At 58.9% G+C, this 25,596-nt stretch carries 26 protein-coding genes; 18 read left to right on the plus strand and 8 right to left on the minus strand.

The annotated features are described in order from the left end of the window. Positions 1 to 55 precede the first annotated feature (55 nt). The 5 genes from ACYQ12_RS09660 to ACYQ12_RS09680 all read left to right on the plus strand — a co-directional run bounded on the left by ACYQ12_RS09660 (position 56) and on the right by ACYQ12_RS09680 (position 4,954). On the plus strand, positions 56 to 1,168 hold the full coding sequence (locus ACYQ12_RS09660) for a branched-chain amino acid ABC transporter substrate-binding protein (protein ID WP_459870767.1): 1,113 nt from the start codon (positions 56 to 58) through the stop codon (positions 1,166 to 1,168). 115 nt (positions 1,169 to 1,283) lie between these two features. Beyond that, complete coding sequence (livH, locus tag ACYQ12_RS09665) at positions 1,284 to 2,204, plus strand: high-affinity branched-chain amino acid ABC transporter permease LivH (RefSeq protein ID WP_459870770.1); 921 nt, start codon at positions 1,284 to 1,286, stop codon at positions 2,202 to 2,204. Next, on the plus strand, positions 2,204 to 3,460 hold the full coding sequence (locus ACYQ12_RS09670; protein WP_459870773.1) for a high-affinity branched-chain amino acid ABC transporter permease LivM: 1,257 nt from the start codon (positions 2,204 to 2,206) through the stop codon (positions 3,458 to 3,460). The genes livH and ACYQ12_RS09670 overlap by 1 nt, the downstream gene beginning before the upstream one ends. Next, positions 3,453 to 4,238, plus strand: coding sequence for a high-affinity branched-chain amino acid ABC transporter ATP-binding protein LivG (livG, locus tag ACYQ12_RS09675; protein WP_459870776.1), 786 nt, complete (start codon positions 3,453 to 3,455; stop codon positions 4,236 to 4,238). The genes ACYQ12_RS09670 and livG overlap by 8 nt, the downstream gene beginning before the upstream one ends. A gap of 14 nt (positions 4,239 to 4,252) precedes the next feature. After that, entirely contained in the window at positions 4,253 to 4,954 is a 702-nt protein-coding gene (locus ACYQ12_RS09680; RefSeq protein ID WP_459874496.1) for an ABC transporter ATP-binding protein, read from the plus strand. A gap of 112 nt (positions 4,955 to 5,066) precedes the next feature. Here the strand turns inward: ACYQ12_RS09680 and ACYQ12_RS09685 are convergent, their stop codons facing one another. Both ACYQ12_RS09685 and ACYQ12_RS09690 read right to left on the minus strand, forming a co-directional pair. Further along, on the minus strand, positions 5,067 to 5,384 hold the full coding sequence (locus ACYQ12_RS09685; RefSeq protein ID WP_459870778.1) for a chaperone modulator CbpM: 318 nt from the start codon (positions 5,382 to 5,384) through the stop codon (positions 5,067 to 5,069). Between the two features lie 5 nt (positions 5,385 to 5,389). Next, complete coding sequence (locus tag ACYQ12_RS09690) at positions 5,390 to 6,346, minus strand: DnaJ C-terminal domain-containing protein (protein ID WP_459870780.1); 957 nt, start codon at positions 6,344 to 6,346, stop codon at positions 5,390 to 5,392. Between the two features lie 229 nt (positions 6,347 to 6,575). On the opposite strand from ACYQ12_RS09690, the gene ACYQ12_RS09695 reads away from it, so the two are divergent. The 3 genes from ACYQ12_RS09695 to ACYQ12_RS09705 all read left to right on the plus strand — a co-directional run bounded on the left by ACYQ12_RS09695 (position 6,576) and on the right by ACYQ12_RS09705 (position 10,643). Next, positions 6,576 to 8,081: a fumarate hydratase gene (locus tag ACYQ12_RS09695; RefSeq protein ID WP_459870782.1), complete on the plus strand. Its 1,506-nt coding sequence runs from the start codon at positions 6,576 to 6,578 to the stop codon at positions 8,079 to 8,081. Positions 8,082 to 8,163: 82 nt separating this feature from the next. Beyond that, complete coding sequence (gene cls, locus ACYQ12_RS09700; protein WP_459870784.1) at positions 8,164 to 9,588, plus strand: cardiolipin synthase; 1,425 nt, start codon at positions 8,164 to 8,166, stop codon at positions 9,586 to 9,588. A gap of 140 nt (positions 9,589 to 9,728) precedes the next feature. Beyond that, positions 9,729 to 10,643: a LysR substrate-binding domain-containing protein gene (locus ACYQ12_RS09705; RefSeq protein ID WP_459870786.1), complete on the plus strand. Its 915-nt coding sequence runs from the start codon at positions 9,729 to 9,731 to the stop codon at positions 10,641 to 10,643. 4 nt (positions 10,644 to 10,647) lie between these two features. Here ACYQ12_RS09705 and ACYQ12_RS09710 read toward each other — a convergent pair whose 3' ends face one another. Continuing rightward, the gene (locus tag ACYQ12_RS09710) at positions 10,648 to 11,742 is read right to left on the minus strand and encodes a bifunctional nicotinamide-nucleotide adenylyltransferase/Nudix hydroxylase (protein WP_459870788.1); all 1,095 of its coding nucleotides are present in this window, start codon (positions 11,740 to 11,742) and stop codon (positions 10,648 to 10,650) included. Between the two features lie 122 nt (positions 11,743 to 11,864). On the opposite strand from ACYQ12_RS09710, the gene ACYQ12_RS09715 reads away from it, so the two are divergent. Both ACYQ12_RS09715 and ACYQ12_RS09720 read left to right on the plus strand, forming a co-directional pair. After that, positions 11,865 to 12,782, plus strand: a complete 918-nt coding sequence (locus tag ACYQ12_RS09715) for a YihY/virulence factor BrkB family protein (RefSeq protein ID WP_459870790.1) — start codon at positions 11,865 to 11,867, stop codon at positions 12,780 to 12,782. Positions 12,783 to 12,877: 95 nt separating this feature from the next. Continuing rightward, a complete protein-coding gene (locus ACYQ12_RS09720) occupies positions 12,878 to 13,150 on the plus strand; it encodes an acylphosphatase (RefSeq protein ID WP_459870793.1) in 273 nt (90 codons plus the stop codon). 200 nt (positions 13,151 to 13,350) lie between these two features. On the opposite strand, the gene ACYQ12_RS09725 is transcribed toward ACYQ12_RS09720, so the two are convergent. The 5 genes from ACYQ12_RS09725 to ACYQ12_RS09745 all read right to left on the minus strand — a co-directional run bounded on the left by ACYQ12_RS09725 (position 13,351) and on the right by ACYQ12_RS09745 (position 19,137). After that, complete coding sequence (locus ACYQ12_RS09725; RefSeq protein WP_459870796.1) at positions 13,351 to 14,163, minus strand: PRC-barrel domain-containing protein; 813 nt, start codon at positions 14,161 to 14,163, stop codon at positions 13,351 to 13,353. A 195-nt stretch (positions 14,164 to 14,358) separates the two neighbouring features. Next, positions 14,359 to 15,576, minus strand: a complete 1,218-nt coding sequence (locus ACYQ12_RS09730; RefSeq protein WP_459870799.1) for a PRC-barrel domain-containing protein — start codon at positions 15,574 to 15,576, stop codon at positions 14,359 to 14,361. Between the two features lie 563 nt (positions 15,577 to 16,139). Next, entirely contained in the window at positions 16,140 to 17,084 is a 945-nt protein-coding gene (locus ACYQ12_RS09735) for a nucleoside hydrolase (protein WP_459870801.1), read from the minus strand. Positions 17,085 to 17,117: 33 nt separating this feature from the next. Continuing rightward, positions 17,118 to 18,038, minus strand: a complete 921-nt coding sequence (locus ACYQ12_RS09740) for a ribokinase (protein WP_459870804.1) — start codon at positions 18,036 to 18,038, stop codon at positions 17,118 to 17,120. 172 nt (positions 18,039 to 18,210) lie between these two features. Next, positions 18,211 to 19,137 (minus strand): D-2-hydroxyacid dehydrogenase, encoded by a 927-nt coding sequence (locus tag ACYQ12_RS09745; RefSeq protein WP_459870807.1) that lies wholly within the window; start codon positions 19,135 to 19,137, stop codon positions 18,211 to 18,213. 235 nt (positions 19,138 to 19,372) lie between these two features. Between ACYQ12_RS09745 and ACYQ12_RS09750 the strand changes: the two genes are divergently transcribed. From ACYQ12_RS09750 to tolR, 8 genes are all read left to right on the plus strand, one after another. After that, positions 19,373 to 19,633 carry an FmdB family zinc ribbon protein gene (locus tag ACYQ12_RS09750; RefSeq protein ID WP_459874497.1) on the plus strand — a complete coding sequence of 87 codons (261 nt, stop codon included), beginning with the start codon at positions 19,373 to 19,375 and terminating at the stop codon, positions 19,631 to 19,633. A gap of 84 nt (positions 19,634 to 19,717) precedes the next feature. Further along, entirely contained in the window at positions 19,718 to 21,502 is a 1,785-nt protein-coding gene (gene aspS / locus ACYQ12_RS09755; protein WP_459870810.1) for an aspartate--tRNA ligase, read from the plus strand. 250 nt (positions 21,503 to 21,752) lie between these two features. Next, positions 21,753 to 22,292, plus strand: a complete 540-nt coding sequence (gene ruvC, locus ACYQ12_RS09760; RefSeq protein ID WP_459870813.1) for a crossover junction endodeoxyribonuclease RuvC — start codon at positions 21,753 to 21,755, stop codon at positions 22,290 to 22,292. A gap of 81 nt (positions 22,293 to 22,373) precedes the next feature. Beyond that, positions 22,374 to 22,988, plus strand: a complete 615-nt coding sequence (gene ruvA, locus ACYQ12_RS09765) for a Holliday junction branch migration protein RuvA (protein WP_459870815.1) — start codon at positions 22,374 to 22,376, stop codon at positions 22,986 to 22,988. A 10-nt stretch (positions 22,989 to 22,998) separates the two neighbouring features. Then, complete coding sequence (gene ruvB, locus ACYQ12_RS09770; RefSeq protein WP_459870818.1) at positions 22,999 to 24,039, plus strand: Holliday junction branch migration DNA helicase RuvB; 1,041 nt, start codon at positions 22,999 to 23,001, stop codon at positions 24,037 to 24,039. Then, positions 24,036 to 24,431 (plus strand): tol-pal system-associated acyl-CoA thioesterase, encoded by a 396-nt coding sequence (ybgC, locus tag ACYQ12_RS09775; RefSeq protein WP_459870821.1) that lies wholly within the window; start codon positions 24,036 to 24,038, stop codon positions 24,429 to 24,431. The genes ruvB and ybgC overlap by 4 nt, the downstream gene beginning before the upstream one ends. Before the next feature lie 25 nt (positions 24,432 to 24,456). Next, entirely contained in the window at positions 24,457 to 25,143 is a 687-nt protein-coding gene (tolQ, locus tag ACYQ12_RS09780; RefSeq protein ID WP_459870824.1) for a protein TolQ, read from the plus strand. 15 nt (positions 25,144 to 25,158) lie between these two features. After that, positions 25,159 to 25,596, plus strand: coding sequence for a protein TolR (gene tolR / locus ACYQ12_RS09785; protein ID WP_459870827.1), 438 nt, complete (start codon positions 25,159 to 25,161; stop codon positions 25,594 to 25,596).

Consider the following 25,596-nt stretch of genomic DNA (forward strand, 5'->3'; position numbering starts at 1 on the left):
CGCCGTATGCCGCATCATGCGGTGAGCCATAAATAACAACGAGATCAAGAACACCATGAAAAACGCGATGCGCAAGTCACTGCTGGTGTTGACCGTGGGAGCCTGCATGGCGAATGCCACGGCGCAGGCCGATATCACCATCGGTCTGGCGGGGCCGGTGACCGGGCCGCTGGCTCAATATGGCGACATGCAGTTCACCGGTGCCGAAATGGCCATCGAGAGGATCAATGAGCAGGGCGGCGTCAACGGTGAAATGCTCAAGGGCGTGAAGTATGACGACGCCTGTGATCCGAAGCAGGCCGTGGCGGTAGCCAACCAGATCGTCAACGATGGCGTGCAATTCGTGGTGGGGCATCTCTGCTCGAGTGCGACCCAGCCGGCTTCCGATATCTATGCCGAAGAGGGCATTCTGATGATTACCGCGGCGTCGACCAGCCCGGCGATCACCGAGGCGGGCTACGAAACCATCTTCCGCACCATCGGGCTCGACAGCATGCAGGGGCCGGTCGCCGGAAAATTCATCGCCGAACACATCAAGCCCGAGCGTCTGGCGATCATTCATGATAAGCAGCAATACGGAGAAGGTATCGCTACCGGTGTTCGTGATACGGTCGAGGACGCCGGCATCGATGTCGCCGTGTTCGAAGGTATCACCGCTGGCGACAAGGATTTTTCCTCGCTGATCTCCAAGCTCAAGCGCGAGAACGTCGATTTCGTCTATTACGGCGGCTACCACCCTGAGCTGGGCCTGCTGCTGCGTCAGTCCCGCGAGCAGGGGTACGATGCTCAATTCATGGGGCCTGAAGGTGTCGGTAATCCCGACATTTCCAAGATCGCAGGCGACGCTTCCGAGGGATTGTTGGTGACCCTGCCGCAGGCCTTCGAGACCGATCCGGCCAATGCCGATCTGGTTGCCGCCTTCGAGGCGAAGAATCAGGATCCCTCGGGTCCCTTCGTGATGCCGGCCTATACGGCCGTGTATCTGATGGCCGAAGGCATGAAGGAAACGGGCTCCACCGATCCTTATGAAGTGGCCGAATACCTGCATTCGAACACCTTCGAGACGCCGATCGGTCAGGTTCAGTACGACGAGAAGGGAGATCTCAAGGAGTTCAACTTCATCGTCTATAACTGGCATGCCGATGCCACCAAGACCGAGGCCGAATGATCGTCGCTTCAGCACATCACGCTAACCGTCGCTGATCGCGACGCCTCTCTTCGCCCGACCGCTTTCCCGGTTCTATCGAGAGAAAGCCGGTCGGGCGTTTGCGTAGGTAATTCCGATGGAAGCAACACTCTACTTCCTGCAACAGGTGATCAATGGGCTGACCATTGGTAGCACCTATGCGCTGATCGCCATTGGCTACACCATGGTCTATGGCATTATTGGCATGATCAATTTCGCCCACGGCGAAATCTACATGATCGGCACCTATGTGGCTTTTATCGTCATCAGTGGGCTGGCGATGATGGGCATCGACAATACTGCCTTCATCATGGTTGCTGCGCTGCTGGTCGCGATGGTCGTAGCCAGCGGCTATGGCTTCGCCGTGGAGCGTGTCGCCTATCGTCCGGTCCGCGGCTCGAAACGGCTGATCGCGTTGATCTCCGCCATCGGCATGTCGATTTTTCTGCAGAATTACATGCGCCTGGCCCAAGGCTCAAGGGACAAGGCCATTCCCAGCCTGTTGCCGGGCGGCTGGGAGTTCGGCAGCGATAGCTACATGGTCAATCTCTCTTACATGCAGGTGATCATTTTCGTGGTCACGCTGATCAGCATGGCACTATTGGCCTTGTTCATTTCGCGCTCCCGGCTGGGACGCGCCTGTCGTGCCTGTTCGCAGGACAGGGGTATGGCCAACCTGCTGGGGATCAATACCGATCTGGTGATTTCCATGACTTTCGTCATCGGCGCGGCGCTGGCCGCAGTGGCTGGCCTGCTGCTGGGCATGTACTACGGCGTGGTCAACCCCTATATCGGTTTCCTGGCAGGGCTCAAGGCGTTTACTGCAGCGGTGCTGGGCGGAATCGGCAGTATTCCCGGTGCCATGCTGGGCGGCCTGATCCTGGGTGTGGCCGAGGCGCTGACCGGTGGCTACCTATCGACCGAATACAAGGATGTGGTGGCTTTCGGGCTACTGATCCTGATTCTCCTGTTCCGTCCCTGGGGCATCCTCGGCAAGCCGGAAGTGGAGAAAATCTGATGTCGGGTCATATTCTTTATGCCGCCTTTTCCGCCGGGCTGACTCTGCTGCTCGGTGCTTCGGTGCTGGGCGTTCAACTGCGCTCCGAAGGGGTCATGACAATCGTGACCCTGCAGGGGCCGATGACATGGTTGTGGCTAGGGCTTGCCGCTATCGCCGTGTTTGTCTATCAGCTGCTGAGACCACGCATCGAAGCCATGCGCCGGAACGCCCGGAGCGGGTCACGCTTTTCGCTGCCGCCGTTCTTGCAGCATCATGCCCAGCGTCGGCTGATCGTGGCGCTGGTGATCGGCGCGTTGCTGCTGTTTCCCTTTCTGGGCAATCGCAGTGCGGTGGATATCGCCACACTGACATTGATCTATGTGATGCTGGGGCTGGGACTCAATGTCGTGGTCGGCCTGGCTGGGCTGCTGGACCTGGGCTATGTCGGCTTCTACGCCGTGGGTGCCTATACGTATGCACTGCTCAACAGCTATTTCGGCTTTTCCTTCTGGGAGGCGTTGCCTGTTGCCGGAGCCATGACGGCGCTTTTCGGCTATTTGCTGGGATTTCCGGTGTTACGTCTGCGTGGTGATTACCTGGCGATCGTGACGCTGGGGTTCGGCGAGATCATTCGCATTCTGCTCAACAACTGGACCGAGCTGACCGGTGGCCCCAATGGGATCTCGAGGATTCCCAAGCCGACCCTGTTCAATCTGGAGTTCTCGCGCCGTGCCAGCGAAGGCTATACGCCTTTCCACGAGTTCTTCGGCATCGATTACGACCCCAGCCACAAGGTGATCTATCTCTATATCCTGGCGCTTCTCCTTGTCCTGGCGACCGTCTACGTCATCTATCGCCTGATGCGTATGCCGATCGGTCGTGCCTGGGAGGCGCTGCGTGAGGATGACATAGCCTGCCGCTCCCTGGGGCTCAATCCGACAGGTATCAAGCTGTCGGCATTCACTATCGGAGCCAGTTTTGCCGGGTTCGCCGGGTCGTTCTTCGCTGCCCGTCAGGGGTTCATCAGCCCCGAATCCTTTACCTTCATCGAGTCGGCCATCGTGCTGGCCATCGTGGTGCTCGGCGGTATGGGGTCGCAGTTGGGCGTCATTCTTGCCGCGATCGCCATGACCCTGCTGCCCGAACTGGCACGCGAATTCAACGAGTACCGCATGCTGCTGTTCGGGCTGATCATGGTGCTGATGATGGTGTGGCGCCCGCAGGGGCTGCTGCCGCTCAAGCGACCGCAGATGGAGTTGAAAAAAAGTGGCTGAATCTCCCAAGGGGATTTCCCCCCTGCTCAGCGTGCGCGACCTGTCCATGCGCTTCGGCGGTCTGCTGGCGGTGGATCGGGTCAGCATGCACGTGAATCCCCGTGAGGTGGTTTCGATCATCGGGCCCAACGGCGCCGGCAAGACCACGGTCTTCAACTGCATCAGCGGCTTCTACCGGCCGACCAGCGGCGAGGTGATCTTCGAGAACCAGCCGATGCATCGGCTGCCCGGGTTCAAGATTGCGCGTGCCGGCATGGTGCGCACTTTTCAGAACGTGCGCCTGTTCAAGGAAATGACCGTTATCGAGAACCTGCTGGTCGCCCAGCACATGCAGGCCGAGCGTAACTTGTTGAAGGGACTGTTTCTGACCCCGGGCTATCGCCGGCGCGAAAGCGAAATGATGGAGCTGGCGGCGCACTGGCTCGAGCGAGTGGGATTGGTCGATTTCGCCAACCGCGAGGCGGGCAACCTGGCTTACGGGCAGCAGCGACGCCTGGAAATCGCTCGTTGCATGGTCACTCGTCCCAAGCTACTGATGCTCGACGAGCCGGCCGCGGGGCTCAATCCCAACGAAACGCGGGATCTCGATCATCTGATCGTCCAGCTCAAGGAGGAGGAGGGGATCACGGTGCTGCTCATCGAGCACGACATGAGTCTGGTCATGGGGATTTCCGATCGCATCTATGTCGTCAATCAAGGCAAGCCGCTTGCCGATGGCACGCCGGAAGAGGTGCGCCGTAACGCCGAAGTGATCAAGGCCTACCTGGGCGAGGAGTGAATGTGACCGAAGCGATGCTGAAAGTCGATGGCCTGACGACGCATTACGGCCCCATCCAGGCCCTGGACAATGTCTCTCTCGAGGTCCGCCAAGGTGAGATCGTGACATTGGTGGGCTCCAACGGGGCAGGAAAGACAACGTTGTTGATGTCGATCTGCGGTGACCCATGTCCGAGTGCCGGCAGAATCCGGTTCGATGGCCGGGAGATTCAGGGGCAGCCTACGTCGCGGATCATGCGCTCGGGACTGGCCGTGGTCCCCGAGGGCCGACGCATCTTCACCGGTATGACGGTGGAGGAGAACCTGGCCATGGGGGGCTATTACCGTTCCAAGGGAGAGAACCAGGACAGTATCGATTATGTGCTGTCGCTCTTTCCCCGCTTGAAGGAACGCTTCCACCAGCGTGGCGGCACCATGTCCGGCGGTGAACAGCAGATGCTGGCCATCGGCCGTGCACTGATGACCCGGCCGCGACTGCTGCTGCTCGATGAACCGTCGCTGGGGCTGGCCCCCATTATCATCGCTCAGATATTCGAGATCATCGAGAAGCTGCGCGAAGAAGGCACCACGATCTTTCTGGTCGAGCAGAACGCTCATCGAGCGCTGTCGATCGCTGATCGGGGCTATGTGCTGGAACATGGCAGGGTGGTACTGCAGGACAGCGGCAGAGCGCTGCTCAGCAACGATGACGTGCGGCGTGCCTATCTGGGTGGGTAATATTTATACCGTTATCTAGATAAATAACCTCAACGATATCATCCGGCGATATGAAGTCGCCGGAGAGATCACCTGAATTCAGCCAAGCCCTATATCGAGACCCGACCGAACTTCATCGATAACCCTGCCTTCCCAGGCGTTCGCGAAGGTCATCGATCTCATCCATGAGCTCCAGCGCCAGCGCGGCACCGGCCAGGTTGACGCCCAGGTCCCGTTGCAGGCGCCGTACGACCAGTGCACGGCGCAGACTGACACCATAGAATCGCCAGCTGGAACGATCCTGGCCCACCGGCGTGATGATGCCCTCCTCAACCAGTTCGATGACCCACTCGGCATGCATGGTGCAGGCGCGACATAGCTCACCGAAGGTGAGAATAGGGGTTTCGTCGAGGTTCTCTCCGGTCAACACGGAGTGCGTTTGGTTTGTCATGACAACTAAACTCCCAGGTCGGCACGCGGATTGAAACTCAGTTCTTCAGCCATGCGGCGATAGGCCTGCCGCGCCCGCTCGTTGTCGGCAGGGGGCAGGACAACCTGCAGAATTGCATAAAAATCACCGGGAGGCTTACCGGGAATGCCGCGCCCCTTGAGCCGCAAGCGCTGTCCGGCATGCGATTCGGCAGGAATCTTGAGTTCCACGCTGCCGTCTGGCGTCGGTACCCTGACGGTGGCTCCCAGGGCAGCTTCCCACGGCGTCACCGGCAGTTCGAGAAAGACGTCATGCCCTTCGACGCGATAGCGGTTATGCACGTTGAATTCGACTTCCAGATAGAGATCGCCGGCCTTTCCGCCTTCCAGGCCGGGGCCGCCCTGACCGCTCAGGCGTATGCGCTGGCCCTGTCTGATCCCCTTGGGAATACGAACGTTGAGCCTGCGTTCACGCCGCTGAATTCGGCCTCGGGCGTCCAGCTCCGCCGATTGGAGCGTGATGGTGCGTGTGGCACCGCGGTAAGCGTCTTCCAGCTCGATCTGTATGCGGGCATGATGGTCCTCGCCGCGCAAGTCGACGCCATGGCGATGGGCGTCATGGAACCCACGTTGGCCGAAGCCACTTCTTCCGAACAGCGACTCGAAGAAATCGCTGAAGGCCGCGGCATCTTCCTGCGTATAGCCACCGCCACGGAATTCAAATCCAGTGTCCCAGTCCGGCGGTGGTTGGAAGTCCTGTCCGGCCTGCCAGTTCTGACCGAGCTGGTCGTAAGCGGCGCGTTTTTCCGGGTCCTTCAGGACTTCATAGGCTTCCCCGAGTTCCTTGAAGCGCTCTTCTGCGTCCGCTTCCTTGCTAACGTCGGGATGATACTTGCGGGCCAGCCTGCGATAGGCTCGCTTGATCCCGTCCTGTGGCGCATCGCGTCCCACACCCAGTACCTGATAGTAATCCTTGAATTCCATTCCATGCTCCAATGACCGCTTGTAGCGGCATATCACGAACGTCTTCTTTATAGCAGAAGTGGGCGACAACGGTTTCGTCGTGTATGGCCGTGAGCAGCAAACGGCTCTCGTGGCGAGCAAAGCCTGCCGTAGCGGTGACGATCAGGTATAATTCGTGCCCACGAAACGCGACGCGCCTCCTGACGGCATCCTCGCGTCCATACCGTCATCCGCAAGGAGCTTCTTCTTCATGACCGTGATACGCCAGGACGATCTGATCCAGAGCGTGGCTGATGCCCTGCAGTACATCTCCTATTACCATCCCAAAGATTTCATCGACGCCATGCATGCGGCGTATCAGCGGGAGGAGAACCCTGCCGCACGTGACGCCATTGCTCAGATCCTGATCAATTCGCGCATGTGTGCCATGGGGCATCGCCCGATCTGCCAGGATACGGGCATCGTGACGGTATTCGTACATGTTGGCATGAACGTGCGCTGGGACGCCGAGATGAGTCTCGACGACATGATCAACGAGGGCGTGCGTCGCGCCTATCTGCTGCCGGACAATGTACTGCGTGCTTCTGTCCTTGCCGATCCCGACGGCAAGCGCCAGAACACCAAGGACAATACACCGGCGATCATTCATCACAAGATCGTTCCCGGCGACAAGGTGGAAGTCCATGTCGCGGCCAAGGGCGGCGGCAGCGAGGCCAAGTCCAAGTTCGCCATGCTTAACCCTTCCGACAGTGTCGTGGATTGGGTACTCGAGCAGTTGCCCAAGATGGGGGCGGGCTGGTGTCCGCCGGGCATGCTGGGCATCGGTATCGGCGGCACGGCGGAGAAGGCCATGGAGATCGCCAAGGAGGCACTGCTCGATCCCATCGACATTCAGGACCTTCAGGCGCGTGGCGCTTCCAACCGCGCCGAGGAACTGCGCCTGGAGCTGTTCGACAAGGTCAACAAGAGCGGCATCGGCGCTCAGGGGCTGGGCGGGCTGACCACGGTACTCGATATCAAGGTCAAGGATTACCCGACCCATGCCGCCAACAAGCCGGTAGCCATCATTCCCAACTGCGCGGCGACCCGTCATGTTCACTTCACGCTGGACGGTAGCGGCGCTGCCGAACTGCCGGCGCCCAGGATCGAGGACTGGCCGGAGATCACCTGGGAAGTGGGCGAAGGCGTCAAGCGCGCCAATCTCGACGACATCACGCCGGAAGAGGTCAGGACCTGGAAGCCCGGCGATACCGTCCTGCTATCGGGCAAGCTATTGACCGGGCGTGACGCCGCCCATAAGCGAATGGTCGACATGCTGGCCAAGGGAGAGTCGCTTCCCGTCGATCTCAAGGGGCGTTTCATCTACTACGTGGGGCCCGTCGATCCGGTGGGTGACGAGGTGGTGGGACCTGCCGGGCCGACGACGGCCACGCGCATGGACAAGTTCACGCGGACCATGCTGGAGCAGACGGGACTGCTCGGCATGGTGGGCAAGGCGGAGCGTGGCCCGGTAGCCATCGAAGCGATCCGCGACAATCAGGCCGTCTACCTGATGGCCGTGGGCGGCGCCGCCTACCTGGTCGCTCAAGCCATCAAGAAATCGCGTGTCGTGGGCTTCGAGGATCTGGGCATGGAGGCGATCTACGAATTCGAGATCGAGGACATGCCGGTGACCGTCGCCGTCGACAGTCAAGGAGAGTCCGTGCATCAGACCGGACCGGCAAAGTGGAAGGAAATCATTGCAGAACGTGCCTGAACCGGCATGATTGAACCTAAGGCCCCGCTCAGGCGGGGCCTGTTTGTATGACACGCTTGCCCGAGACAGGAGACCGTTACGGATGACATCCGAACTCATCGGTGGAGCGCTTTTTCTCATTCACGTGACAGGCGCTCTGACTGCCGTCATGGCACTGATGTCCGTGCGCACGTCTCAGGGGGCGGTGGCATGGATCGTGGCGCTGCTCACGTTTCCCTATCTTGCCGTACCCGTCTACTGGATATTCGGTCAGCCCCGTTTTTACGGTTATGTGTCGGCCCGTGATGAGCGCGATACCATTCTGCGTCAGGTATTGCAGCGCTATCGCCCCAACCTGCTGCCATATCTGTCTCATCCCAAACAGGATGTCGGACATATTCATGCCGTCGAACGCCTGGCCATGATGCCGATGACCACCGGCAACCGGGCCGAGTTGCTGATCGATGGGGCGGCAACGTTCGAGAGTCTGCTGGCCGGAATCGATGCGGCGCAGGAGTACATCCTGATTCAGTTTTTCATTGTGCGTGTCGATAGGGCAGGCCTTGAACTGAAGCGGCACCTGGTGCGCCAGGCCGAACGGGGAGTTCGCGTCTGCTTTCTCTACGATGAAGTCGGGTGTCACGGTCTGCCCGACGGCTATCTTCGCGATCTGGAGGAGGCGGGTGCCGAAGTTTCGGCCTTCAATTCGTCTCGCGGATGGCGGCATCGCTTTCAGCTCAACTTTCGCAATCATCGCAAGGTCGCCGTTGTCGACGGACAGGTGGGGTGGACGGGAGGGCTCAATGCGGCCGATGAATACCTTGGCAGAGTCGAGCGGTTCGGTGCCTGGCGAGATACCCACCTGAAGCTGACAGGACCCAGCGTGCTGGGGCTTCAGGAGGCATTCTGGGAGGACTGGTACTGGGCGACAGGGACGATTCTCGCTCTGGAATGGGAGCCCGCGGTAACCTGCAGGGAGTGCCAGCATGTCGTCATCGTTCCTTCCGGCCCGGCCGACCGACGTGAAACGGCGAGCCTGTTGGTTCAGCATGCGATCCATAGCGCCAGGAAACGACTATGGGTGACCAGTCCTTACTTCGTCCCCGATCAGGGCGTGCAGGACGCACTGGTTCTGGCGTCGCTGCGCGGGGTCGATGTCAGGGTGATGATCCCGGAGCGCCCCGATCATCTTCTGGTGTTTCTGTCGGCTTTTGCGTTTCTGCCGGACATGATTCGACAAGGCATCAAAATATACCGTTATCTTCCTGGATTTCTTCATCAAAAAGTTCTCTTGATAGATGATCATACAGCCATGGTCGGCACGGTAAATCTCGACAACCGTTCCTTTCGCCTGAATTTCGAGATTAGCGCTTACGTTCCCGATAAGCAGTTTGCCGCTGAAGTTCATGCCATGCTGGAAAACGATTTTCTCCACTGCCGGGAAGTCAGCTGGGAAGAGCTCAACTCTCGTCCCTTATGGCGCAAGCTGGTATCGCGCGCAGCCTATCTGCTCGCTCCCGTGCAGTAAAACTCCACTACACGCATGGACGACAGAATCGCGATTGGCTGTCATGGTGCGTTTCGTTACACTTTCCGGTTATCAATTACCTGGCTTGCCCCCATCCGCTGGCGGCGTCCTGATATGCATCGCCGAGCGAAGGAGATCCGGTGAATCTCGAAACCAAATGGCTGGAAGATTTCGTTGCCTTGGCCAATACACGCAGTTTTTCCGCATCCGCTCGTCAGCGTCACGTCACCCAACCGGCTTTCAGCCGCAGGATACGCTCTCTGGAGCAAGCGGTCGGTACTACGCTGGTCGATCGCTCGACCACTCCGGTGAGCCTGACACCGGAAGGGCAACTCTTTCTGATTACGGCACGCAACATGGTCGAGCAGCTCGGGGAATGCCTTGGCCACCTGCGAGGCCTGTCGATGGCCAACGAGGCGCTGGATATCGTCGCGGCTCACTCTCTGGCTCTGGCATTCTATCCTCAGTGGATCTCACGCTTGCAGAAGGGCGTCGGTGAACTGCCCACCCGACTGGTGGCCATGAACGTGGGTGATGCTATCCATGTCCTGCGCGAGGGTAACTGCGATCTGATGCTGGCGTATCATGACCCTTACGCCACCATGCAGCTGGATGCGGAAGCGTTTCCTTCGTTCTCCATCGGGCAGGTCAAGATGCTGCCCGTCTGCGTGCCCAAGGAAGATGGCTCGCCACGCTTCCCGCTGTCCGGAGAGGAGGCGATCCCTTTTCTCGCCTATACCCAAGGTGCCTTTCTGGGGCGCAGCGTACGCATGCTGCTGAAGAATGACCCACTGCGCATGCGCCTGAAGACGGTTTATGAAACGGCCATGGCGGAAGGGCTGAAAGGCATGGCGCTACAGGGAGTCGGTATGGCCTGGATTCCCGATTTCTGCATTCGCGAAGAGCTGGCCTCAGGCCGCTTGGTGCAGGCAGGACCGGACTGGAGTATCGATCTCGAGATACGTCTCTACCGCTGCTCGCTGGTTCACAAGCCTGGTGTCGAAAAACTGTGGCGGCAAATGATGAAGCTGCCGCGTGACTTTCTGCAAGCGTAATCCATCACGAGGATGCCATATCGGCAGGCAGCCCTAGAAAATTCTGGATAATGAAGAAGTGATCCTCGAACAGCGTGTCCGGCTCAAGATCCGCCAGAGGCACCCAACGCGCCTGCTCACTCTCTTTGGACCCCTTGAGCCGCGGAAGCTGCTGTTCCGGTCGTAACGCAAAATAGAAGGCTTCTGCCAGCGTGCGACCTCGCCAGCTTCGATGAGGTTCGTCGAACAGACGTTGTCCCCGAAGCGATCCCTTCAGGACCGCTTCGGGGACCTTGAGGCGCACACGCTCGCGTAGCTCCCTCAGACAACCATCGATCAATCTTTCATGCTGACGAACGAAACCGCCCGGCAAGGCCAGGAGCCCCTTGCCGGGGGCCGCACTGCGCTTGACCAGCAACACGTGTCCGGACTGCACCACGACGGCATTGACGGTGATGAAAACCGGTGGATAGGGCGCCTGGGCCCATGCCGCCTGATACTGGCCGAGCAGATGCTGTTCCTCGAGCAGGTTCTGATAAGGCTCGGAGCGCTGGAATGTCGCCAGCGTCTCACGGATCGGCTGGTCCAGATCCCGTTGAGCCTCTCTCGCCAGATAGGCCGTCGCTGAAGGGGACGAATGGAAAAGATGTTCTCGAATCTGGCTGGCCGATATCCCGTCGACCAGCGGTACACTGACCGATTCCCACTGCGGAAACAGACTCAGATAGTAGCTCGACTGCCCACGGCTGGCACCGATCAAGCCGATTCTCGGCAATTTGCCATGTACCGGGCGGGCAATGTCCCGCACCTTGCGCTGGACATCCCTGACCCAGACATCATCGTTATAAAGGGCATCCAGTAACGGCTCGATTTCGAGGCGGTGATTGGCACTTTCGTCGAAGCAACTGCGCAGCATCCCGGCACGCTCATCGAAGCGCCACGGATTGCGCAGCGAACGGGCCTGCCACGCGGATCCCACCAGGACGATGACCTGACGAGCCCGCCGCAGGGCTTCATGAATGACCGCCAGGTGCCCCAGGTGTGGCGGCTGGAATCTGCCGATGAATACAAGGCAGTCGAAATCATAAGATGCTGACGAGCTGGAAGGCGTTGGCGCCATGAAAGCTCCTGTGGCTGAATCACTGGGCGGTCGCCATTATGGTCAGACCAGGCTCAGCCTGCAATGTGAGGGAGCTATCGGCGAGCTGCTTCGCTATGCTGCTGATAAAGCCTTCGAAATACATGAAAGGAGCCTATGTGAAGGAACAGCTGCGGGTCGACTGGTTGTGTGTCGTGAAGAATGCCGTAGGGTTATGGCTTGATCGAAATGCCTTCAGTTATGCGGGTTCTCTCGCTTTCTACACGCTATTTTCTTTGGCGCCGACCGTCATCATTGCAGTGACCGTAATCGGCCTGGTGCTGGGCGAGGATGCCGCTCAGGGGCAGATTGTCACGCAGTTGCAGGACACCATAGGTGCCGATGCGGCATCGGCCGTCGAACAGGCCGTGGCCCAGTCACGCATCGAGGAGTCTGGCATCCTGCCGACCTTGCTTGGGGTAGGGGCGTTGCTGGTCGGTGCCACCACGGTCTTCGGCCAGATGCAGTTCTCGCTCAACATGCTCTGGGGCGTGACCGCCCAGCCGGGACGAAGCAGCATACTGCTCTTTCTCAAGACGCGCTTGCTGTCGTTGGCCGTAGTACTGGCAATCGGTTTCGTCATGCTGGTATCGCTGTTGCTGGGGGTCGCGCTGCGTACCGTAATCCGTTATGCCAGCGAGTGGTTACCTCTGCCGGGATTCTTGCTCAGCGGTTTCGAGTTTCTTCTGTCTCTGGCGATGATCACGTTATTCTTTGCCACCATCTTCAAGGTGTTGCCGGACATCGTCATCGGCTGGCGAGATGTCATGCTTGGAGCGTTCGTCACGGCAGTGCTGTTCGCGCTGGGACGTTATGGCATCGCTGCCTATCTCGCCTACACGGCAACGGCATCGACTTATGGTGCTGCCGGCTCCGTTGTATTGATTCTGTTGTGGGTCTACTACTCCTCCTTGATTCTGTTGTTCGGAGCCGCCTTTACCAAGGTCCATCTGCAAGCGCGCGGCAAGCCCATCGTGCCGCGGAATACGGCTGTACGGGTCAAGCATGAAATCGTTTCCTGAAGCCTGGAGGCTTTACGCGGTCGGGTCGGGTTCAGTGTTCGGAGCAACGGATACGAGAAACCCTAATCACACATGAAGACAGAAGGAGGCGGGAAATGAGCAAGTGCAGCGTCAGAGCTGTCGTGACAGGCAAGGTCCAGGGCGTATCGTTTCGTCAGGCCACTCAGGAGAAGGCCCTTGCGATGCGGGTCACCGGCTATGCGAAGAACCTTCCCGATGGTCGAGTGGAAGTCCTGCTCTGCGGCGAAAGCGAAGCGGTCAATACCGTAGCGCAGTGGCTCTGGCAGGGCCCTCCGGAGGCACGGGTAACTCATGTCGAGGTGGAAAGGCTGCCTTGGCAGGACAAGGACAGCTTTTTGTTATATTAAAGAGTCCATTTCCAACCTTCTCGGCGAGGCGGACCGAGGGCAGGTCGGAGCGACGGTCATTCGACATGGCCGGAAATTGATCCCTTTCATTGCGGCGCCCATGGCGGTCAGATAACGCATATAGCGCCCAAGGAAGGGTTTGCTGCGCCGTCGCAAAACCTGGAGGAGACTCGGTATCTAGGGCCTCCTCCAAGTAGAGCTTACTGAGCATTTCTTCTTAAATCGCCCACTAACTCGTAATCTTGTGAAGAAACCTCGGTGTAGTTCTGCTCATCGAAACCTGACTGCTCCATTTCATCAGGAGTCTTGGTGGTTTGCCAAACGAGCTGATCCCCGTCGAGCTGAAGTTCGCTGAGAGGGATCAATACCTGCTCCTCAAACAGCCCCCAGAAGCCACCCATGCCGATGACGACCCCAACATTGTTGTTGTCATTGGACATGACCACATTGTCGATGGAACCAAGTTCGTCGCCTCCTGTGCCGTGAACGGTCATTCCTTCAAGATCGGAAACCTGCATCCTGTCCAAGGGACTCGGTTCCGGTGCAGCAGGCTCCGGTGCAGCAGGCTCCGGTTCAGCAGGTTCCGGTGAATCCTGACCCGCCGTCACCCTGGGCTGCTCTTGCTCTACCTGAGCTCCGGGTTGCTCCTGTTCTACTTGAACATCATTAGTCTGGGGGGGCTGGGAAGCTTCGCCACCTTCTGCAGAGTCTGCCTGAATAACCTCTACATCCGGCTCCGGCATATTGACAGTCACCTTGGGTTCTGGCTGTTCGACGATAACTTCTGCTTCATCCTGATCGTTCGCGACGTTCACGTTGGGGGTTGCCGAATCACCGACCGTCACTTCAGGTTCCGCTTGTTTGACTGAAACTTCTGGCTCAGAGGATTCCACCGTGACCTGAGCTTGGTCGGTTTCTTCCGATTGAGCGTTTGCAAGTGGCGCCAACAATAAAGTGCTGGCAGCCCCGAGCGTTGCGATTTGCAGTTTTCTTGTCAGCTTCCGGTCCGTCATAATATCCCCTTTTACTTGATCGCTAGCACTGCCCACCACGATACAGCGGAGGAATCGTAGCCGCTTCATACCTGGCTGACTTATTACACGGGCATGGATGCCCCATTTAATCCATGGCGGTTATGAACTCCCCCTTCAAAGCCTTTCGTCTTGGGAGCCTTGAAGGGGGATATATGAAGCCTGTATCGATTTATATCACTGGGCGTTTCTTAGTTGGCCCAGGTTGTCATATTCCTGTGGCGAGACTTCATTGTAATTCTGTGCCTGGTAGCCTTCTTGTGACATCTGGTCCAGTGTCATTCCTGTTGCCCAGACGAGCTGATTATCAGCATTGAGGCGTACTTCGTTAAGGGGCACAACCACCCGGTCTGCACCAAAGCCCAGAACGCCGCCAGACTCCACGACAAAGGCGGGTTCATTCGTATCTCGTGCGACTACGATCCTTTCCACGGAGCCAAGCTCATCGCCTTCCTGAGTAAAAATATCTGCACCTACCACATCAGTAACCAACATTGCATCCAAAGCTTGCTGCTGAGCTGACGTGATACGAACTTGTGCACCTTCGGCGGATTCAACCTCAACTTCAGGGTTGGCGTTATCGGTTACCCGTACGTCAGCCTCCGCCTGCTCTACCTGAACCTGGGCTTGATCCTGATCTGCCACTGCCACACGGGCTTGGTCGCTTTCATCTACAACGACACGCGGTTTTGCAGGCCTGACAGAAACTTCCGGTTCGGGGCGCTGAACAGCTACATCGGGACGGCCCTGGGTGACATCGACCTGAGGCTCCTGCAACTCCACCGAGACGTCAGGCCGGCCCGTTTCGACATCCACGTTCGGGTCACGCAAGATCACTTCAACTTCCGGTCTAGGGATGTTGACGGTGACCTCGGGACGTGGCTGCCTGACAATAACCTTGGGTCGTCTCTGGTCGACTGTAACGCTTGGGTCTGCTGGTTCGACTCTGACTTGAGGCGCAATCTGCTGCACAGATACTTGTGGCTCAGCGGGATCGACATTTACCTTGGGCGGCTCGCTATCCACGACAACCTGAGGCTGCTGAGACTGCACGACGACTTCTCTTTCTCCTCCATCACCGTTGCGCTCCTGCTCGGCAATGAAAACCAGTAAGCGCTGATATTCTTCCTGATTCAGGGCTTGATCGTCGTCCTGATCATATTCACCCAGAATTTCATCGCGGCTGCTCTGGATCTGGGCAGTCTCGAGTCGTGGCCTGAGCTCCTCCCATTCGAGAAGTTGGTTAGTGTTCTGATCTAACCGCTGGAATTCGGTTGCTGCCCGATCAGCTGTTTCGCTCTGCGCGTGAGCCGCGGAAACAAGTAGGAATGTGCTTGCCGCACCTAGGGTTGCAAGTTGCAGGCTCAACTTTCCTATCAGTTTTTCTTCCTTCATAAAATTCTCCCTTGCCAAGCATATATCTGATGGTATGTCTCGTTAACTTAGAGCGTCAGGATCCACATGGCGCAATCGTACTGCACCAATGCATGTCGCTACGCATAGAGCGCGGAACCTAATATAATATTCAATGATGGTTATTAAATAATCGTATTGAATTAACTTTCGTCAAAAGCGTAGTGCTCTTCCCGGAGGCCGGCAAATAAATGTTTTGCTGACAATCCCGTCAATGTTTTGTTATGTTTGTTTTCTTTCGAGCAATGTGTTTTCGTCAAACGAGGCGGTACGTATTTTTTATAAAAAATGTTAAATAAAATATTGTCTCGTCTAAATGGGGCGAGGGTGAGAGGGAATAATTGCATTTAAATGTTGGTCTAATATTGTTTTTATAATAATAATCTCTGGATTATTGTAATGATGGATATGATTGGATGATTTTAGCCAGCACACGGGCAGTGGATAAAGGAAGTCGTAAGCTGACTACCCGTTGAAGGTGGGGAAGGGGAGCAAAGGATGCCAGGATCCGGCTCCCCCGTTTGCCGTTTGGGCAGGTTAAAATTTCAAGCCGTCAGGGTCTCGACAATCCAGTCAACCACTGCATCACCGTCGGCTCCCAGGCAGACGTCCACCAGCGGTGTCCGGGACCACTGTTCGCCCAGGAATGCACGCCCCTCGGGGGCGAATACCGTCTGGCCTTCGGCGAGCCCATCGGTGATGACGTTCAGGTGCCCTCTGGCAGTGGTAAACAGCTCCGGCTTCAATAGCCACGCCAGCGCACAACTGTCGTGAGGGCAGCAGCCGTCGATTCCCAGCGCGCCCTGATAGAAGCGGCGATAGAAGGCGTAGCTGCCCGATAGAATCTTGCCGAGTTCACCTTGTGCGGCGGCGATTTTTTCCATGTGTGCCGGACTCAGCACGCAGCGATGAGTGGCATCCAGCCCCACCAGCGTCAGCGGCCAGCCAGCGGTAAGAACGCGGGCGGCAGCATGCGGGTCGTTGAAGATGTTGGCTTCCGCCACTGGCGAAACGTTACCGCCTTCGCGAATGGATCCGCCCATGATCACGACCTGCTTGACCTTATCGACAATGCCCGGATCGAGTTGCAGTGCAGCGGCGAGATTTCCCAGAGGGCCGACGGCGACCAGCACGATTTCGCCCGGCCGGGAGTTGACCTGCTCGACGATGAAAGCCGGAGCGGACAGTGTTACGGCATGATGCTCAAGCTCCGGCAAGTCAATGTTGCCCAGCCCGTTCGCACCATGGATGTGCGCTGGAGCGGGGTATTTGTTCTTGACCAGCGGAGCCGCTGCCCCTTGGGCCACCGGAATGTTCTCACCTGCCAGTTGCGACAGCAGCAGGGCGTTATGCGTGGCAGTATCGATGTCGACATTGCCGTAGGTCGTGGTCATCCCGATCAGATTGATTTCGGGGTGTGCCAGGGCGATGGCGATGGCCTGGGCATCGTCGACGCCTGGGTCGGTATCGAAAATGATGGGAATGCGCATGGTGGCTTCCTTTCCTTGTTCGAGTGGGGGCATTCAGTTGTGAAGCATCTCGAGTGACGGCCAGGCTTGCGATGCCGCTTCGACCTCGTTTGCCAAGGGAATGCTGGGCGCCGCTCCCGCTTTCTGTACGCACAGGGCGGCAGCCGTGCTGGCTCTGCACAAGCACGATTCGATGGCACTGCCAGCCTGCCTGGCCGCCATGAAGTAACCGATAAAGGTGTCTCCCGCTGCCGTGGTGTCGACAGCCTCGACCCGATGAGCCGCCAGCTCGATACGCTGCACGTCATACTGGTAGAAGGCTCCCTCATGCCCCAGGGTCAGGACAATTTCGACGCCGGGCAGACGTTCATGCAAGGCATCGAGCAGGACGTGAGCCGAGGTCCGCTCGTCGTTGCCTGTCAGGGCGGCCGCTTCACCGCGGTTGAGGAACAACAGCTGGCAATATTCCAGCGGTAGGCGCGTCACGTTGGCACTTAGCGGCGCCGGATTGAAAGCGATCTTCATGTCGCGTTCGGCGGCCAGCCGGATAATCTTGTCGGGGGAGTTGCATTCGTTCTGCATCAACAGCCAATCCCCGGCTTCTACCGAAGCCATCAGCGCATCACGGTGCGTGTCGGTAAAGCCGTGGTTGGCACCGGGATGCAGAATGATGGCGTTTTCCCCGGTATCGTCGACCTGAATCAGGGCATGGCCACTGGCTTCGGCGGTCAGCTCGATATGGGAGGTATTCACTCCCGAGGAGGCCAGTGTCTCCAATGCCCAGCGGTCCTTCTGACCGAGGCGTCCCCAATGGGTGACCCGGCCACCGGCTCGGGCAATGGCCAGCGACTGGTTGGCGCCCTTGCCACCGAGCACCTGTCGATAGCCTTGGCTGGTCAGCGTTTCGCCGGGGCGCACCAGGTGAGGCACTCGGTAAACGTGATCAATGTTGATGGACCCGTAATTATAGATCATGAACCCTCCTGTAAGGCGCGCATCCTGTCGAAGCCCGGGGCGAATGTGTCGACGAGTTTAGGGCAGGTCATGACATCATGTAAGCTCCGGTACGCCTGAAAGACCTGACGGACAGGAAGGGAAATTCACATGCCGGCGAACGATGCACGGCTCATCGCAACGCCGACACCCTTCATCGACGACGCAGATTGTCAGCGGTCAGGCGCACGATATTGGCGCGGGCTTCGGGCGAGATCCAGGCGCTATGCGGTGTGACAATCAGATTCAGCGGCTCCGCAAGCGCGTCGATCAGAGGGTGGCCCTCACGAGGAGGCTCCTGCGGCAGTACATCCACGCCAAGCCCGCCCAGACGGCCCTCCCTCAGCGCCATAAGCGCTGCCTCTTCGTCAATCATGCCGCCACGTGCACAATTGATCAGCAGGGCATCCGGCTTCATCTTGGCGAGCAATGCCTCATTCACCAAGTGGCGGGTCGCATCGGTCAAGGGGCAGTGCAGGCTCAGCACGTCCAGCTCCCCGGCCAGATCGGCGAGGGATGGCCTCGTGTCCTGACCCTCCATGCCCGGGCGTGCGGCAAAAATGACCTGCATGCCGAACGCCTCGGCAAGCCTGGCGACAGCCTGCCCCAGAGTGCCATGGCCGACGATGACCAGCTTCTTGCCTGACAGTTGCAGAGTGCGATGATCCAGCAGGCAGAAGAAGGGGCTCTCTCCCCAACGCCCCTGGGCGACGTCACGCGTGTAAAGAGGCAGGCGATTGGCCAGCGCCAGCATGAGCATCAGCGTGTGCTGAGCAACACTGTCGGTCCCGTAGGCACTGACATTCCTGACCTCGATTCCCAGGCGCTTGGCCGCCGCCATGTCGATGTTGTTGGTGCCGGTCGCCAGAATGCAGATCAGCTTGAGTCGGGGCAGGGCATCGAGCAGTTCCGCATCCAGTACCACCTTGTTGACGATCGCGACGTCGGCCTTTTCCAGACGCGCGTATCGCGCCTCCCGGTCGGTATATGCATGGACTTCCAGTTCGTCTACCACCTCTCTGATAGGGGACAGATCGATATCGTCACCCAGGCTCGCTGCGTCCAGTAGTACGGCGTTCATCACGGCTCCTTGTCACATCATGAAAAGCATGGGCGGGATTCAGGGCATCGGATGAACAAGCGACGAAGACGCCTGCTTGCCCTTGCCCGCCCAGCCCCGCAACACGCTATAATGCTCGGCTTCCATGGCAGGCTTGGAAAACGCCACGAAAGGCCACATATTCAAGCCGCCGCATGCCAGGTTTGTTCTTGAGGATGCCTGCGGTTGCCTTGTCGATTACAGAGTGATGAGAACCATGCCCATCTACGAATACGAGTGCAAGACTTGTGGCCATCGCTTGGAGAAATTGCAGAAGGTCAGTGCCGCGCCGTTAACGGATTGCCCTAGCTGCGCCAAGCCTTCGCTATCCCGCCTGGTATCCGCTCCCGGATTTCGTCTGGCCGGCGGTGGATGGTATGAAACCGATTTCAAATCAGGCAGCAAGAAGAACCTGGCAGGAGATTCGAGCGACAAGCCGGCTGCGTCGAACCAGGACAGCGCCAAGGCTTCCGCCTGAACCCGACTGGCTCCGCAAGGCGGGGCCAGTGGGCCGCCATCGATTCAGCCACTACTTACAGCAGCAACAGAAACAGGATTTGTCATGCGCAGCCATTATTGCGGCCAGTTGAACGAGACCCTGGTGGATCAGGAGGTCACGCTTTGCGGATGGGTTCACCGTCGGCGTGATCACGGCGGGGTCATCTTCCTCGACATGCGCGACCGGGACGGCGTCGCTCAGGTCGTGGTCGACCCCGATACGCCGGAGGCGTTCGCCAATGCTGACCGCGCTCGCAGCGAATATGTACTGCGCATTACCGGGCGCATCCGCATGCGTCCGGAAGGCACCCAGAATCCCAACATGCCGACGGGACTGATCGAGGTGCTGGCCAAGCAGGTCGAAGTGCTCAATACCTCCGCCACACCACCATTCCAGCTCGATGAGCATGGCAAAGTCGGAGAGGAAGTACGCCTCAAGCATCGCTATATCGATCTGCGCCGTCCGGAAATGATCGAGAAGCTGCGCCTGCGTTCGCGTATCTCGCACAGCGTACGGGCCTATCTCGAAGGCCAGGGCTTTCTCGATATCGAAACTCCGATCCTGACTCGGGCCACCCCTGAAGGCGCGCGTGACTATCTGGTACCCAGCCGCACCCATCCCGGCAGCTTCTTTGCCTTGCCGCAGTCGCCGCAGCTGTTCAAGCAGCTGCTGATGGTGGCCGGGTTCGATCGCTATTATCAGATCGCCAAATGCTTCCGCGACGAGGACCTGCGCGCCGACAGGCAGCCGGAATTCACTCAGATCGATCTCGAAGCCTCGTTCGTCGATGAAGATGACATCATGGGCATCACCGAGGCGATGATTCGTCAGCTGTTCCAGGACGTGCTCGACGTCTCGCTGCCGGACTTTCCCCGCATGTCATACAGCGAGGCGATGCAACGCTACGGCTCCGATAAGCCGGATTTGCGCATTCCGCTGGAGCTGACCGATGTCGACGATCTGATGCAGCAGGTCGATTTCAAGGTCTTCTCCGGACCTGCCAAGGCTGAGGATGGACGTGTCGCCGCGCTGAAGGTCAAGAATGGCGCCAAGCTGTCACGCAAGGAGATCGACGAGTACACCAAATTCGTCGGTATCTACGGCGCCAAGGGGCTGGCCTGGATCAAGGTCAACGAGCGCGCCAAGGGGCTCGAAGGGCTGCAATCGCCCATCGTCAAATTCATGGAGAATGTCGTCGAAGCACTGCTCGATCGAGTGGGTGCGGAAGATGGCGATATCATCTTCTTCGGCGCCGACAAGGCCCGTGTCGTCAATGAAGCGCTAGGGGCGTTGCGCGTCAAGCTGGGTGAAGATCTCGATCTCTACACGAGCCAGTGGGCACCGCTGTGGGTCGTCGACTTTCCGATGTTCGAAGCCGATGATGCTGGCCGCCTGTCCGCGCTGCACCATCCCTTCACCGCGCCGTCCTGCACGCCCGAGGAGCTCAAGGCCGCTCCGGCCAAGGCCTTGTCGCGTGCCTACGACATGGTGCTCAACGGCACCGAACTGGGCGGCGGCTCGATTCGTATCCACGATCAGGCCATGCAGCGTGCGGTATTCGAGGTATTGGGCATCGGTCAGGAAGAGGCCGAGGAGAAATTCGGCTTCCTGCTCGACGCCTTGAAATTCGGCGCACCGCCCCATGGCGGACTGGCTTTCGGTCTCGATCGCCTGGTGATGCTGATGACAGGAGCCCGCACCATTCGCGAAGTGATTGCTTTCCCGAAGACGCAGAGCGCCGCGGACCCCATGACCGATGCACCGGGGGAGGTCAGCGCCGACCAGCTCAAGGATCTCAATATTCGCCTGCGTCAGAAGGCTCAGACGGAGTCCGGCACGGAGCAGTAGGTCTCGTCTCGGCGGAAGTCTTGCACTGACGGAACTTGCCGGCACTGGAAACGGTGTCGGCAATCTGCGAGAGGAAACCTCTATGAATGTGCTGTCGACTGCAGAGCCCGACAATGTTCAGGACGTCCACTCGAATGTCGCTTTTGATGATGATGTCGTGGCGCCGCTCGATTGAGCCTTTCGGGGCAGGCCGCTTGCGTCTTCGCGATCTGCCTACCTTTCCATTCCCCCTGTCCACTATCGAGATGTCATGATTCTGCTGGGTATCGACCCCGGTTCGCGTATCACCGGGTACGGCGTCATCGATATCGCTCTGTCCAAACCCCGCTATGTCGCTAGTGGCTGCATCCGCATCCAGGCCGATTGCCTGGCGCAGAAGCTGGCTCAGGTCTATGCCGGTGTCGCGGAACTGGTCGCCCAATACCGGCCTGGCGAATTCGCCATCGAGCAGGTGTTCATGGCCAAGAATGCCGATTCGGCATTAAAGCTGGGGCAGGCCCGAGGCACGGCGATCGTCTGCGCCGCCAACCATGGCCTCGAAGTGTTCGAGTATGCGCCGCGTCAGATCAAGCAGGCGATAACGGGAACCGGCGCGGCGGAAAAGGCTCAGATACAGCACATGGTCACGGCAATCCTGGGCTTGAGCGCCGCCCCCCAGGTCGATGCTGCCGATGCGCTGGCCATCGCGCTGACCCACGCCTATGCCCGTCAGGGGCTGATAGCGCATGCCAGCCGCAGCAGCCGTCGGAGCGGGCGGGGACAGCGTTGGCGGGATTATCGTCCGGGCTGAAGCCGTCAACGCCAGGATGCTAGTCAGTCGAACGACTGATCAGTATAGTGGCTTCCCAGTTATCGGAAGGATACGAACTGCATGATAGGACGCCTGCGCGGCATCTTGCTGGAAAAACAGCCGCCCTGGATCGTGGTTGATGTCGGAGGGGTCGGCTACGAGCTTGAAGCCCCCATGAACACCCTGTTGGCGTTGCCGGGCATCGGCGAAGAGGTGCATCTGCACACGCACCTGAGCGTGCGCGAGGATGCACATCTGCTTTACGGATTTTCCGGCCCCCAGGAGCGGCAGCTGTTTCGCGCCCTGATCAAGGTCAACGGCGTTGGGCCCAAGCTCGCGTTGGCCATTCTGTCCGGAATGGAACAGAACGCTTTCATACGCTGCGTGATGGAGGATGATGTCAAGGCATTGACACGCCTGCCGGGTGTCGGCAAGAAAACCGCCGAGCGTCTTATCGTCGAGATGCGTGACCGCTTTCCGCACTGGAGCCTGGAGCACGGCGATGGCCTCGAGGCCATGGGGCGTGCCGCCACTGCACAAGCCATGGCGCCGGACGCACAAGCCGATGCCGAAGCGGCACTGGTCGCGCTGGGGTACAAGCCGACGGAAGCGTCTCGCATGTTGTCCGGCCTGGATGACAACCTGTCGACGGAGGGGCTGATCAAGGCCGCTCTGACACGCAAGCTTGCCGGTTGAGGACGTCCCGATGATCGAATCCGATCGACTGATCGCGGCTGCGCCGCAGGAGGGGGAAGGGCGTGTCGACCATGCCATCCGGCCCCGTCGGCTGGCCGAATATATCGGTCAGCCGCGAGTGCGCGAGCAGCTCGACATCTTCATCACTGCGGCCCGCAATCGGGGAGACAGCCTGGACCATACGCTGGTCTTCGGGCCGCCCGGACTGGGCAAGACCACCTTGGCGAACATCATTGCCGAGGAAATGGGCGTGGATATCAAGTCCACTTCCGGGCCGGTGCTGGAGCGGGCCGGCGACCTGGCCGCGATGCTCACCAATCTTCAGGCAGGCGATGTGCTGTTCATCGACGAGATTCATCGTCTTCCGGCTTCCGTCGAGGAGGTGCTCTATCCGGCCATGGAGGATTACCAGCTCGACATCATGATCGGGGACGGGCCGGCGGCACGCTCTATCAAGCTGGATCTGCCCAGGTTCACTCTGGTCGGCGCCACCACCCGCGCCGGCCTGTTGACTTCACCGTTACGGGACCGCTTCGGTATCGTACAGCGGCTGGAGTTCTACGCCATCGACGAATTGACCGAAATCGTGGCGCGCTCGGCCCGCCTGCTGGGTATCGATGCCGATCCGGCGGGAGCGTTGGAAGTGGCTCGCCGAGCACGGGGCACGCCTCGTATCGCCAATCGCCTGCTGCGCCGGGTGCGGGATTTCACCGAAGTCCGTGGCGATGGCCGACTCAGCGCGACCATTGCCGATCAGGCGCTAAACATGCTCAATGTCGACCGCCATGGACTCGATCATATGGACCGCCGCCTCTTGCTGACCATGATCGAGAAATTCGATGGAGGCCCGGTAGGCGTCGACAGCCTGGCCGCCGCGATCAGCGAAGAACGCGACACCATCGAAGATGTCCTGGAGCCGTACCTGATCCAGCAGGGCTTCATGCTGCGTACCGCCAGAGGACGGATGGTGACACGTCTGGCTTATCTGCACTTCGGACTGACGCCCGCGGACTCGGCGGTCGAGTTGCCCTCCGGGGGCGACACGCAATGAGCACTTTTCAGCATCCGGTCACCGTCTATATCGAAGACACCGATGCCGGTGGCATCGTGTATTACGTCAATTACCTCAAATTCATGGAGCGGGCACGCAGTGAGTGGCTAAGGCAGTTTGACCTGACCCAGCAGCAATTGATGGAGACCGGTGTCCAGTTGGTCGTTCATCGCCTCGAATGTCGCTATGCCAAGCCTGCCCGCCTCGACGACCGTCTGCTCGTCAGTGCCGAAGTCGTCGCGACCTCCGCCTGTCGCATGACGTTCAGGCAGGAGGTGTCAGGCCATGGGGACGTGCTGTGCGAAGCCGAGGTCGATGTCGCCTGTCTCGATGCCGCGACGCTCCGCCCCAGAAGATGGCCGGACGCATTGCGTCCGGTGCTGAACGGTTGATTTCATCAGCGTAACGAGGATTTCCGTGAACGACACCATGTCCATTCCCCACCTGATCATGAATGCCAGCTTCGTGGTCCAGATGGTGATGCTGTTGCTGCTTGCCGGATCGATTGCTGCCTGGGTGGTGATTTTCCAGCGAAGTTTTGCGCTCAAGCGAGCGAAGAAAGCCTATGCCGATTTCGAGGAGCGTTTCTGGTCCGGTGTCGATCTCAACGAACTGTATCGAGAGATACCGGCCGAACAACAGCCACAAGGTGTCGAGCATGTCTTTCGGTCCGGTTTCAGGGAATTCAACCGCCTGCTTCCGAAGGCGAAAAGCCCCGATGCCGTACTCGATGGCGTACAGCGGGCCCAGCGTATTGCCTTGTCTCGTGAAGAGGATCATCTCAATCTGCACTTGATCTTTCTGGCCACTGTGGCATCGGCCAGCCCCTATATCGGCCTGTTCGGTACCGTATGGGGCATTATGGGATCGTTTCAAAGCCTTTCCATGGCGCAGCAGGCCACGTTGAGCACTGTCGCCCCCTGGATTGCCGAAGCTCTGGTCGCGACTGCCATGGGGCTTTTTGCTGCCATTCCCGCCGTCATTTTCTATAACCGACTGTCGGCCCAGGCTTCGCAATTGCTCGGCAAATATGAAGATTTCGCCGAGGAGTTCCACTCCATCCTGCATCGCAATCTGCAGGGACGCGACGAGCGTACTGCCTGAGCAAGGATCCGAGACATGCAAGGTCCCTATAACCGCAGCCATCGGCGCAAGCCTATGGGCGAAATCAACGTGGTGCCTTTCATCGATGTGATGCTGGTGCTGTTGGTGATCTTCATGATTACCGCGCCCATGCTCACTCAGGGCGTGCAGGTGGAACTTCCCCAGGTCACTTCGGAACCCATCGACACGGAGAGCCAGGAGCCGCTGATCGTGTCCGTGGATCGTGAAGGTGCCTACTATATTTCTCTGGGTGAGGAAGAAACCTCTGTTTCACTGGAAACGCTGGGTGATCAGGTCATGGCCGTACTCAGCCGCCGCCCCGAAACACCGGTCATGGTAAGGGGGGACCGAAACGTCTCCTATGGGCAGATCGTGACACTGATGAGCACTCTCCAGGTTGCGGGTGTCGCCAATGTGGGGTTGATTTCCGAACCCCCGCCCAGTGATAGCTAA

The sequence above is a fragment of the Halomonas shantousis genome, from assembly GCF_054654615.1.